At 56.9% G+C, this 11,263-nt stretch carries 11 protein-coding genes, 2 tRNA genes and 1 rRNA gene; 3 read left to right on the top strand and 11 right to left on the bottom strand.

All coding sequences use genetic code 11. The features are described from left to right. The first annotated feature begins 46 nt into the window (after positions 1–46). Positions 47–937: an HTH-type transcriptional activator IlvY gene (ilvY, locus tag ACWKXX_RS21000; RefSeq protein ID WP_017693777.1), complete on the top strand. Its 891-nt coding sequence runs from the start codon at positions 47–49 to the stop codon at positions 935–937. Between the two features lie 97 nt (positions 938–1,034). Here the strand turns inward: ilvY and ilvA are convergent, their stop codons facing one another. The 7 genes from ilvA to ilvL all read right to left on the bottom strand — a co-directional run bounded on the left by ilvA (position 1,035) and on the right by ilvL (position 7,585). Further along, on the bottom strand, positions 1,035–2,579 hold the full coding sequence (gene ilvA / locus ACWKXX_RS20995; RefSeq protein WP_086524719.1) for a threonine ammonia-lyase, biosynthetic: 1,545 nt from the start codon (positions 2,577–2,579) through the stop codon (positions 1,035–1,037). 2 nt (positions 2,580–2,581) lie between these two features. Beyond that, a complete protein-coding gene (gene ilvD, locus ACWKXX_RS20990; protein WP_045339876.1) occupies positions 2,582–4,432 on the bottom strand; it encodes a dihydroxy-acid dehydratase in 1,851 nt (616 codons plus the stop codon). 60 nt (positions 4,433–4,492) lie between these two features. Further along, complete coding sequence (gene ilvE, locus ACWKXX_RS20985; RefSeq protein ID WP_003860182.1) at positions 4,493–5,422, bottom strand: branched-chain-amino-acid transaminase; 930 nt, start codon at positions 5,420–5,422, stop codon at positions 4,493–4,495. An 18-nt stretch (positions 5,423–5,440) separates the two neighbouring features. Next, positions 5,441–5,704 carry an acetolactate synthase 2 small subunit gene (ilvM, locus tag ACWKXX_RS20980; RefSeq protein ID WP_003860184.1) on the bottom strand — a complete coding sequence of 88 codons (264 nt, stop codon included), beginning with the start codon at positions 5,702–5,704 and terminating at the stop codon, positions 5,441–5,443. Further along, complete coding sequence (ilvG, locus tag ACWKXX_RS20975) at positions 5,701–7,347, bottom strand: acetolactate synthase 2 catalytic subunit (RefSeq protein ID WP_023304625.1); 1,647 nt, start codon at positions 7,345–7,347, stop codon at positions 5,701–5,703. Before ilvG ends, ilvM begins: the two co-directional genes overlap by 4 nt. A gap of 2 nt (positions 7,348–7,349) precedes the next feature. Next, entirely contained in the window at positions 7,350–7,400 is a 51-nt protein-coding gene (ilvX, locus tag ACWKXX_RS20970; RefSeq protein ID WP_166792073.1) for a peptide IlvX, read from the bottom strand. Positions 7,401–7,486: 86 nt separating this feature from the next. Continuing rightward, complete coding sequence (ilvL, locus tag ACWKXX_RS20965) at positions 7,487–7,585, bottom strand: ilv operon leader peptide (protein WP_001311244.1); 99 nt, start codon at positions 7,583–7,585, stop codon at positions 7,487–7,489. Positions 7,586–7,925: 340 nt separating this feature from the next. Between ilvL and ACWKXX_RS20960 the strand changes: the two genes are divergently transcribed. Continuing rightward, positions 7,926–9,446 carry a YifB family Mg chelatase-like AAA ATPase gene (locus tag ACWKXX_RS20960; protein ID WP_032620478.1) on the top strand — a complete coding sequence of 507 codons (1,521 nt, stop codon included), beginning with the start codon at positions 7,926–7,928 and terminating at the stop codon, positions 9,444–9,446. A 27-nt stretch (positions 9,447–9,473) separates the two neighbouring features. Here ACWKXX_RS20960 and ACWKXX_RS20955 read toward each other — a convergent pair whose 3' ends face one another. Then, entirely contained in the window at positions 9,474–9,812 is a 339-nt protein-coding gene (locus tag ACWKXX_RS20955) for a DUF413 domain-containing protein (RefSeq protein WP_006808641.1), read from the bottom strand. 118 nt (positions 9,813–9,930) lie between these two features. Between ACWKXX_RS20955 and hdfR the strand changes: the two genes are divergently transcribed. After that, positions 9,931–10,752, top strand: a complete 822-nt coding sequence (hdfR, locus tag ACWKXX_RS20950; protein ID WP_045339136.1) for an HTH-type transcriptional regulator HdfR — start codon at positions 9,931–9,933, stop codon at positions 10,750–10,752. 99 nt (positions 10,753–10,851) lie between these two features. On the opposite strand, the gene ACWKXX_RS20945 is transcribed toward hdfR, so the two are convergent. From ACWKXX_RS20945 to rrf, 3 genes are all read right to left on the bottom strand, one after another. After that, positions 10,852–10,927: transfer RNA gene (locus tag ACWKXX_RS20945), tRNA-Trp, on the bottom strand. Positions 10,928–10,979: 52 nt separating this feature from the next. Further along, a tRNA-Asp gene (locus ACWKXX_RS20940) sits at positions 10,980–11,056 on the bottom strand. A 55-nt stretch (positions 11,057–11,111) separates the two neighbouring features. After that, positions 11,112–11,227: ribosomal RNA gene (gene rrf, locus ACWKXX_RS20935) — 5S ribosomal RNA — on the bottom strand. Positions 11,228–11,263: the final 36 nt, after the last annotated feature.

Raw genomic sequence — 11,263 nt, 5'->3', positions numbered from 1 at the left:
ACGTCACATTGCAATTTATGCAATGTAAAAAGAGGGAGTGGAATCGGTGGATTTACGCGATCTGAAAATGTTCCTGCACCTGGCGGAAAGCCGTCACTTTGGCCGTAGCGCCCGGGCGATGCACGTCAGCCCCTCCACGCTGTCGCGCCAGATCCAGCGCCTTGAGGAAGACCTCGGCCAGCCGCTGTTCGTGCGCGATAACCGCACCGTCACCCTCACGGAAGCAGGTGAAGAGCTGCGCATCTTTGCTCAGCAGACGTTATTACAGTACCAGCAGCTGCGACACACCATCGACCAGCAGGGGCCGTCGCTTTCCGGCGAGCTGCATATTTTCTGTTCCGTGACCGCTGCCTACAGCCATCTTCCCCCCATTCTCGACCGCTTCCGCGCGGAACATCCGTCGGTTGAAATTAAGCTCACCACCGGCGATGCCGCCGACGCGATGGAAAAAGTGGTGACGGGCGAAGCGGATCTGGCGATTGCCGGAAAACCTGAAACGCTGCCGGGGGCGGTGGCGTTCTCGATGCTGGAGAATCTGGCGGTAGTGCTGATTGCCCCGGCGCTGCCCTGCCCGGTGCGCAACCAGGTTTCGGTGGAGAAACCGGACTGGTCCACGGTGCCGTTTATCATGGCCGATCAAGGGCCGGTGCGCCGCCGCATTGAGCTGTGGTTCCGCCGCCAGAAGATCAGTAACCCGTCGATTTACGCCACGGTCGGCGGCCATGAGGCGATGGTATCGATGGTGGCGCTCGGCTGCGGCGTAGCGCTGCTACCGGAAGTGGTGCTGGAAAACAGCCCAGAGCCGGTGCGCAATCGCGTGATGATTTTAGAACGCAGCGACGAGAAAACGCCGTTCGAGCTAGGCGTGTGCGCACAAAAAAAGCGGCTGCATGAGCCGCTTATTGATGCGTTCTGGACGATATTGCCGAACCACTAAAGCCGGGTGGAGCTGCGCTTACACGGCCTACACGCAGTTCAAACCTTAGAACGTAGGCCTGATAAGCGCAGCGCCATCAGGCATTTTCCCGAACAACCTAACCCGCCAGGAAGAAACGGAACGCCGGGTTGTGGGTTTCGTCATGGCACTCATAGCCCAGCTCGTTCAGGCGCGTTTCGAAATCCGGCTCGTGCTCGCCCAGTTCGAACGCCGCCAGCACGCGGCCGTAGTCGGTGCCGTGGCTGCGGTAGTGGAACAGGGAAATGTTCCAGTGTGTTCCAAGAGTATGCAGGAACTTGAGCAGCGCGCCCGGCGATTCCGGGAACTCGAAGCTGAACAGGCGTTCCTTCAGCGGCTTGGATGGACGGCCGCCGACCATGTAACGCACGTGCAGCTTCGCCATCTCGTCGTCGGAGAGATCGACCACGCTGTAACCGCCGTCATGCAGCAGGCTGAGGATCTCTTTGCGCTCCTCCACGCCACGGCTCAGACGCACGCCGACAAAAATGCACGCATCTTTGGCATCGGCAAAGCGGTAGTTGAACTCCGTTACCGAGCGGCCGCCCAGCAGCTGACAGAACTTCAGGAAGCTGCCCTTCTCTTCCGGAATGGTCACCGCCAGCAGCGCTTCACGCTGCTCACCCAGCTCACAGCGCTCGGAAACGTAGCGCAGACCGTGGAAGTTCACGTTGGCACCGGAAAGCACGTGCGCCAGACGCTCGCCGCGAATATTGTGCTGGGCGATGTATTTTTTCATTCCCGCCAGCGCCAGCGCGCCGGATGGTTCCGCCACCGCACGCACATCCTCGAAGAGATCTTTCATCGCCGCGCAGATAGCGTCGCTGTCGACGGTGACGATATCGTCGAGATACTCCTGGCACAGGCGGAACGTTTCGTCGCCAATGCGCTTCACCGCCACGCCCTCGGCGAACAGCCCGACGCGCGGCAGATCTACCGGATGTCCGGCGTCCAGCGCCGCCTTCAGGCAGGCAGAGTCTTCCGCTTCAACCGCAATCACTTTGATCTGCGGCATCAGCTGTTTGATCAGCACCGCCACACCTGCGGCTAAGCCACCGCCGCCCACCGGGACGAAAACGCGGTCGAGATGGGCGTCCTGCTGCAACAGTTCCAGCGCCAGCGTACCCTGCCCGGCAATCACCATCGGGTGATCGAACGGCGGCACCCAGGTGAAGCCCTGCTGCTGCGCCAGCTCAATCGCTTTGGCTTTGGCTTCGTCAAAGTTAGCGCCGTGAAGCAGCACTTCTCCGCCGAACCCGCGCACCGCGTCGACCTTGATATCTGCGGTGGCGACCGGCATCACGATCAGCGCCTTCAGCCCCAGACGCGCCGAGGAGAACGCCACGCCCTGCGCGTGATTGCCCGCCGAGGCGGTAATCACCCCGCGCGCTTTCTGCTCGTCCGTCAGCCCGGCCATCATCGCGTAGGCGCCGCGCAGCTTGAAGCTGTGCACCGGCTGCCTGTCTTCACGCTTCACCAGAATGACGTTGTCGAGACGCGAAGAGATTTTGTCCATTTTTTGCAGGGGCGTGACCTGCACCGCTTCATAGACCGGCGCGCGTAGCACCGCTCTCAGGTATTCCGCCCCCTCCGGGGCGGCGGATAAGGGTTGTGACTCGGCCATCATTAGCCCCCAAGTTTAGATTTATCGCGCACCGCGCCTTTATCTGCACTGGTGGCAAGGCTCGCGTAAGCGCGCAGGGCGAAGGAGACTTCACGCTGACGATCTTTCGGCGTCCAGGCTTTGGCGCCGCGGGCTTCCTGCGCTTCACGACGGGCCGCAATCTCCTGGTCACTCAGCTTCAGCTGAATGCCGCGATTCGGAATGTCGATTTCGATCAGGTCGCCATCTTCGATGATTGCGATGTTGCCGCCGCTTGCCGCTTCCGGGGAGACGTGGCCGATGGAGAGACCAGACGTGCCGCCGGAGAAACGACCATCGGTGATCAGCGCGCAGGCTTTGCCGAGGCCCATCGATTTCAGGAAGGTGGTCGGGTAGAGCATCTCCTGCATGCCGGGGCCGCCTTTCGGCCCTTCGTAGCGAATGACAACCACGTCGCCTTCCACCACTTTGCCGCCGAGGATGGCGTCTACCGCTTCGTCCTGGCTTTCATACACTTTTGCCGGACCGGTGAATTTGAGGATGCTGTCGTCCACGCCTGCGGTTTTCACGATGCAGCCGTTTTCCGCGAAGTTACCGTACAGCACCGCCAGACCGCCGTCTTTGCTGTAGGCATGTTCCAGCGAGCGAATGCAGCCTTCGGCGCGATCGTCATCCAGCGTGTCCCAGCGGCAATCCTGCGAGAACGCCTGGGTGGTACGGATGCCCGCCGGACCGGCGCGATACATGTTTTTCACCGCGTCGTCTTTGGTCAGCATCACGTCGTAATGCTCCAGCGACTCCGGCAGCGTCAGGCCGAGCACGTTTTTCACGTCGCGGTTCAGCAGCCCGGCGCGATCCAGCTCGCCGAGAATACCAATCACACCACCCGCACGGTGGACATCTTCCATGTGGTACTTCTGGGTACTCGGCGCGACTTTACACAGCTGCGGCACTTTGCGGGAGAGCTTGTCGATGTCGCTCATGGTGAAGTCGATTTCGGCTTCCTGAGCGGCGGCCAGCAGGTGCAGAACGGTGTTGGTGGAACCGCCCATGGCGATATCCAGCGTCATGGCGTTTTCGAATGCCGCTTTGCTGGCGATGTTGCGCGGCAGCGCGCTGGCGTCGTCCTGCTCGTAGTAGCGTTTGGTCAGCTCAACGATGCGCTTACCGGCGTTAAGGAACAGCTGTTTACGGTCGGCGTGGGTTGCCAGCAGCGAGCCGTTGCCCGGCTGAGAAAGGCCCAGCGCTTCGGTCAGGCAGTTCATGGAGTTGGCGGTGAACATCCCGGAACAGGAGCCGCAGGTCGGGCACGCGGAACGTTCCACCTGGTCGCTCTGCTCGTCAGAGACTTTCGGGTCCGCGCCCTGAATCATCGCATCGACCAGGTCGAGCTTGATGATTTTGTCGGAAAGCTTGGTTTTACCCGCTTCCATCGGGCCGCCGGAAACAAAGATCACCGGAATGTTCAGGCGCAGGGAGGCCATCAGCATCCCCGGGGTGATTTTGTCGCAGTTGGAGATACAGACCATCGCATCAGCGCAGTGGGCGTTAACCATGTACTCCACCGAGTCGGCGATCAGCTCGCGCGACGGCAGTGAATAGAGCATCCCCCCGTGGCCCATTGCGATACCGTCATCCACCGCAATGGTGTTGAACTCTTTCGCCACGCCGCCGGAGGCTTCGATTTGCTCGGCAACCAGCTTACCGAGATCGCGCAGGTGCACGTGGCCCGGCACAAACTGGGTGAAGGAGTTCACCACGGCGATAATTGGCTTGCCGAAATCGGCGTCGGTCATTCCGGTGGCGCGCCACAGTGCGCGGGCACCCGCCATATTACGGCCGTGGGTGGTGGTGGCTGAACGATACTTAGGCATGCTTTATTTACTCCCGTCTGACTATTTAATGGGACGGTGCGTGCCGTCCCAAATTTATATTTAGTGATTAACCTGATCCAACCAGCCGTATTTGTCTTCTGTTTCGCCGGTGAACAGGCCGAAGAAGGCTTGCTGAATGCGTTTGGTGACCGGGCCACAGCGGCCTTCGCCCACCTGAATGCCATCGACGCTACGCACCGGCGTAATTTCAGCCGCGGTACCGGACATGAACACTTCGTCAGCCAGGTACAGGGATTCGCGGGACAGTACCTGCTCGCGCACTTCGATACCCAGATCTTTTGCCAGCTTGATGATGGCGTCGCGGGTGATGCCCGGCAGCGCGGACGAAGTGAATGGCGGGGTGAACAGAATGCCGTCTTTCACTTCAAACAGGTTTTCACCCGCGCCTTCGGAGATGTAGCCATTCACATCCAGCGCGATACCTTCCTGATAGCCGTGACGGCGCGCTTCGCTGCCGACCAGCAGTGAGGAAAGGTAGTTACCGCCCGCTTTAGCCGCAGTCGGGATAGTGTTTGGCGCCACGCGGTTCCAGGAAGAAACCATTGCGTCGATCCCCTGATCCAGCGCTTCCGCGCCCAGGTAGGCGCCCCACGGGAACGCGGCAATGATCACATCGGTGTTATAGCCAGCGGGCGGGTTGACGCCCATGCCGACATCACCCACGAAGACCAGCGGACGAATATAGGCGCTGGTCAGTTTGTTCTGGCGAATCACCTCGCGGCAGGCTTCCATCAGCTCATCAACGCTTTGGGAGACCGGGAAACGATAAATTTTGGCTGAGTCATGCAGACGCTGCATGTGTTCGCGATGGCGGAACACCACTGGCCCTTTGTGAGAGTCGTAGCAACGGATCCCTTCAAACACGGAGGTGCCGTAGTGCAGCGCGTGGGACATCACGTGAACTTTCGCGTCTTCCCAGCGAACCATCTCACCATTGAACCAAATGTAATCAGCTTTTTTTGTCGTCATTTTTTCGTCCTGTCACGCTTAAGCGCGGATTTGTTGTGATGTGGTTGTGCTCTGGCAGATGGCAACATGGGCAACGTCTACCAGTTTTGATAACTGACTAAACAGTAAGTCGACCGGCCGCGGGCTGGCAACGGTTAATTCGATACTGATGTTCTGCGCGTCGGTGGCCGTTTCCATATTCATAGAGCAAATCTGAAAGCCACGGTGGCGAACCACGCGCAATACGCGTTCTAACGTTTCCGGGTTGAAGCGAGCCTGCACGGCGACCTGATGTTGCATCATGATAATTTCTCCAGCATTTGTGAGTTACTGGCACCGGGCGGTACCAACGGCCAGACGTTCTCAAGCTCGTCGATTGAGACATGAAGCAGGTATGGCCCTTCGCTTGACAGCATGGTGTCGAGTGCCGCTTCAACCTGGTCTTTACGGGTGATGTGCTGGCCAGGAATGCCGAAGGCGCTGGCCAGGGTGAGGAAATCGGGGTTATCGGTCAGGGTCGTTTCGCTGTAACGCTCCTGGAAGAACAGCTGCTGCCACTGGCGAACCATGCCTAAACGCTGGTTATCGAGCAAGACGATCTTCAGCGGTAACTGCTTACGCTTCACGGTGCCGAGCTCCTGGACGTTCATCATGAAGGAGCCGTCACCGGAGATACAGATAACGGTATCGTTCGGGCGGGCAACCTGCGCGCCAACGGCTGCTGGCAGACCGAAGCCCATCGTGCCTAAGCCGCTCGAGGTGATAAAGTTCTCCGGGCGGGTGTAGGTCATGTGCTGGGCTGACCACATCTGATGCTGGCCGACATCCGTCGTTACCACGCTGTCTGCGGGTTTACGGTCTGACAGCTGTTTCAACAGCAGCGGCGCATAGATGGCGTCGCCTGGGTGATCGTAACGCCACGCGTGTTCAGTACGCATATCAGCGGTGTGCTGACGCCATGGGTTGATATCCAGCGGCTGCTCCAGCGCCGGTAACAGCGCGTTAAGATCGCCCTGCAACGCGACATGCGCCTGACGCAGTTTGTTCATCTCCGCCGGGTCGATGTCCATATGGATCACTTTGGCGTTCGGCGCGAAGGTATTCAGCTTGCCGGTAACGCGGTCGTCAAAACGGGCGCCGACGGCGATAAGCAAGTCGCATTCCTGCACCGCCAGGTTTGCCGCTTTGGTACCATGCATCCCCAGCATGCCGAGGTAGTACGGGTAATCCGCCTCTACCGCACCGAGACCTTTCAGCGTGCAGGTGGCGGGCATTTGCGTGGTCGCAATGAACGCGCGAAGCGCCGGAACAGCCTGCGCCATGCCCACGCCGCCGCCTACGTACAGCATCGGTTGTTTGGCCTGCGCCATCATCTGACGCGCCTCTTCCACCTCTGCATGCGGGAACGCATTATCGCTTTCCACGGTAGAGAAATGCGGCTCCAGATCGCCGAGTGCAACCTGGATATCTTTCGGGATATCAACCAGAACCGGGCCAGGACGGCCAGAGCTGGCAACCTCGAACGCTTCGGCCATCACCCGCGGCAGCTCTTCGAGAGACTGAACGAGGAAGCTGTGTTTGGTGCAGGCCAGCGATAAACCGAGCACATCCACTTCCTGGAAGGCATCGGTGCCGATGAACGGAGAGGCCACCTGGCCGGTGATCGCCACCACGGGTACGGAATCGAGCAGCGCGTCAGCCAGGCCGGTGATCAGGTTCGTTGCGCCCGGACCGGAGGTGGCCATACAGACGCCGGTTTTACCGGTCGCACGGGCATAACCGATGGCGGCCATCGCTGCGCCCTGCTCGTGTCGGCACAACAGGTGTTCCACGCCGCCGTCATACAGTGCATCGTAAATCGGCATAATTGCGCCACCCGGATAACCGAATACGGTTTCGACTCCCTGCGCGCGCAACGCATGTACTACCCATTGTGCCCCATTCATAGTTAGTTCCCCGTCATAAATCTGGAGAAACAGAATTTTGTGCTAGTCGTCATTCTCTGCTCCTCATTTAAGTTTTTTAGTCATAAAAAAACCCCCGGACCTTTCGGTGCGGGGGTCTTAGTTCGTTAAGGCTTGATTTCTAAGCCTTTCCTCGTCCAAGTGCAGCCCCGCACGGTGGGATAATAATCACCACCACGCTAATCACGACCAGGCTAATCACTCGTAGAAGGGCTGTCATTTTCAGTTCTTTTTGCATCTTGTTCGAAGGAATACCTAAAGAGTTACCACAGATATTTCATCTGACACAAGATTTTTTTATGACCTATATCTGTAGCATGCGAACTATTTCTTTCAAAATCGTTGTTTTATATAGGGAAAAAATAGAAATGAAGATTTTTCATTTTTTTGTCCTGCTTCATCCGGCAAGGCGCGCATGATTTCTTTTCTGCGAGGCCGATTCCACCGACATGTAAGGATTACATTTTGCCGCTAAAAGGCTGGAACGAGCGCCGTAATTCAGTGAATTAGTGCTAAACAGGAAAAAATGATGCTGGCATAGTCACCGCCAAGGAGGGCTTATGTCACTGTCAGTTGTTTATACACGCGCGGCCATCGGCGTGAAGGCACCGCTTATTTCTGTAGAGGTTCATTTAAGTAATGGACTGCCCGGACTGACGCTGGTCGGCTTACCAGAAACGACCGTTAAAGAGGCGAGGGATCGCGTGCGCAGCGCAATTATTAATAGCGGTTATGCTTTTCCGGCGAAGAAGATCACCATTAACCTTGCGCCCGCCGATTTGCCAAAGGAGGGAGGGCGATATGATTTACCTATTGCTATAGCGCTTCTCGCGGCTTCTGAACAGCTCAATACGCCAGGGCTAAGCTCGTGTGAGTTCGTGGGTGAATTAGCGCTTACAGGCGCGTTAAGAGGCGTTCCCGGAGCAATCTCGGGTGCGCTTGAAGCCATACGCGCGGGAAGACAAATCATTGTGGCCAATGAAAATGCCTCTGAAGTAAGCCTTATCGCCGAAAAGGGGTGTCTTGTCGCAGGACATTTGCAAGAGGTTTGCGCCTGGCTGGAAGGCCGACACGAGCTTGCCGAGCCGCAGGAGAATGACGAGGTGGCGCCAGCTTCGCCCGAAGATCTCAGCGATATTATGGGTCAGGAACAGGGTAAGCGGGCGTTAGAGATAACGGCCGCGGGTGGGCATAACCTGTTACTGATAGGTCCGCCAGGCACGGGGAAAACGATGCTGGCGAGCAGATTGAGCGGCCTGTTGCCACCCCTCAATAATCATGAAGCACTGGAAAGCGCCGCGATATTTAGCCTGGTCAGTTCTACGTCGCTGCATAAACAGTGGCGCCGCCGTCCTTTCCGCTCTCCACACCACAGTGCGTCTCTTACCGCGATGGTGGGCGGGGGTTCGATCCCCGGACCGGGTGAAATCTCACTGGCGCACAACGGCATTTTGTTTCTGGATGAATTGCCAGAGTTTGAACGCCGCGTGCTGGATGCATTGCGGGAGCCGATTGAATCCGGCGAAATCCATTTGTCTCGTACTCGGGCCAAAATAAGCTACCCTGCGCAGTTTCAGCTAGTCGCGGCGATGAACCCTAGCCCTACGGGTCATTATCAGGGCAATCATAACCGCTGTACGCCGGAGCAGACGCTGCGCTATCTGAGTAAGCTGTCTGGCCCCTTTCTCGACCGTTTTGATTTATCTCTCGAGATCCCCCTGCCCCCGCCCGGTCTGCTGAGGCAAACCGGTATTAGGGGCGAAAGCTCAGCAACTGTGCGTGAACGGGTTATTGCGGCGCAGGCGCGGCAGTATGCTCGTCAGAACAGGCTGAATGCCCGGCTGGATAACAGCGGGATCCGACAGTTTTGTTCTCTCAACGCTGAAGATGCAGGCTGGCTGGAAGAGACACTGACGCGGTTTGGGCTATCCATTCGCGCGTGGCAGCGTTTGTTGAAAGTAGCGCGCACGGTCGCCGACGTGGAGGGCTGCCCCGGAATAGAGAGGCGGCATTTGCAGGAGGCATTAAGTTATCGTGCGATCGATCGGCTGCTGTTGCATCTGCAAAAAATGCTGGCATAAAAAAAGGGGCCGTAGCCCCTTCTCTTCTTAATCGTCAGACTCGGTGTAGTCTTCTGCACCTTCCATCTGCGGCTTACCGCCAGACAGCGTATGGAAACGCTTAGGACGCTTAATGCGAGCCATATACTTGATCCATACACGTTCTGCATCAGACTGCGGCTCACGCTCACCACGGCAAACAGAGACAAACTGTTTTTCATCTTCGGTTGCCGGTTCACGTTTACCCAGATCCAGCTCGTTAAAGGCATAACCATGGCGCTCAAGAAGTTGAGCTTCTTTGATAGTGAAATCGCCGTGACGAGAGAACCCGCGCGGGTAATGTTTATTGTCGAAAAAACGATTAGTCGTCGTAAAGCTTTCCGCCATCCTACACGCTCCTAATTCTTTGGCCGAGCTATTTATGGCGCGGAGTATTAGTTACGCTTGACAGAGTGTAAAACAAAACATTTAAATCATAACGACAAATAATTTTGTGGAGAAAGATGTGGATACGGAATTGCTAAAAACTTTCCTCGAAGTGAGCAGAACGCGACACTTTGGGCGAGCAGCTGAAGCCCTCTACCTGACGCAGTCAGCAGTCAGTTTTCGTATTCGACAGCTGGAAAATCAACTGGGTGTGAACCTTTTTACCCGCCATCGCAACAATATTCGTTTAACTCCGGCTGGTGAAAAGTTGTTGCCTTATGCAGAAACCCTGATGAATACCTGGCAGGCAGCGCGAAAGGAGGTTGCGCACACCTCCCGGCATAATGAATTCTCGATCGGTGCCAGCGCATCGCTATGGGAATGCATGCTCAGCCAATGGCTTATGCGGCTATATCGCACACACAACCATCTGCAATTTGAGGCGAGGATTGCGCAACGTCAGTCGCTGGTTAAGCAACTCCACGAGCGGCAGCTTGATCTGCTGATCACCACAGAAGCCCCCAAGATGGACGAATTTAGCAGCCAGATTGTTGGACAGTTTAGCCTGGCGCTCTATGCATCGGAGCCTGCAATGATGAAGGCCGACCTGAATTATTTACGCCTGGAATGGGGGCCTGATTTTCAGCAACACGAGACGGGGTTAATTGCCAGCGATGATATCCCGCAGCTCACGACAAGCTCAGCGGAGATCGCATGCCAGCATCTTCCCGCATTGAAAGGCTGTACCTGGTTACCTGTTCGCTGGGCGGATAATAAACCTACACTCCATGTTGTCACCGATTCGACAACGCTCTCCAGGCCGCTGTATGCCATTTGGCTGCAAAACAGCGATAAGCAGTCGCAGATAAAAGATCTGTTAAAAACCAGCATACTGGATTAACGCAAAAGCCTGCGGAAACGCAGGCTGCTTATTCTTCAGGAAGGTGTTGAGCTGTTTTGCAGGCAAAAAAAATCCTTTGCCGAAGCAAAGGATTCTATATGGCAGGGGCGGAGAGACTCGAACTCGCGACACCCGGTTTTGGAGACCGGTGCTCTACCAACTGAGCTACGCCCCTAAAGTTTTTGCCATTAAGCCTGCCGGAAGGGCAGGCTTAATGTCTTAATAAGTGGCGGAACGGACGGGACTCGAACCCGCGACCCCCTGCGTGACAGGCAGGTATTCTAACCGACTGAACTACCGCTCCACCGAATACTTCTGTAACCACCGGATTAATGCACCGGCTTACTACTTAATTTGATGCCTGGCAGTTCCCTACTCTCACATGGGGAGACCCCACACTACCATCGGCGCTACGGCGTTTCACTTCTGAGTTCGGCATGGGGTCAGGTGGGACCACCGCGCTAAAGCCGCCAGGCAAATTCTGTTAATCTGTATCAAAGCTGAAATTTGA

The organism is Enterobacter sp. UPMP2061, assembly GCF_053709615.1.
This window is presented reverse-complemented; position numbering and strand designations above follow the sequence as displayed.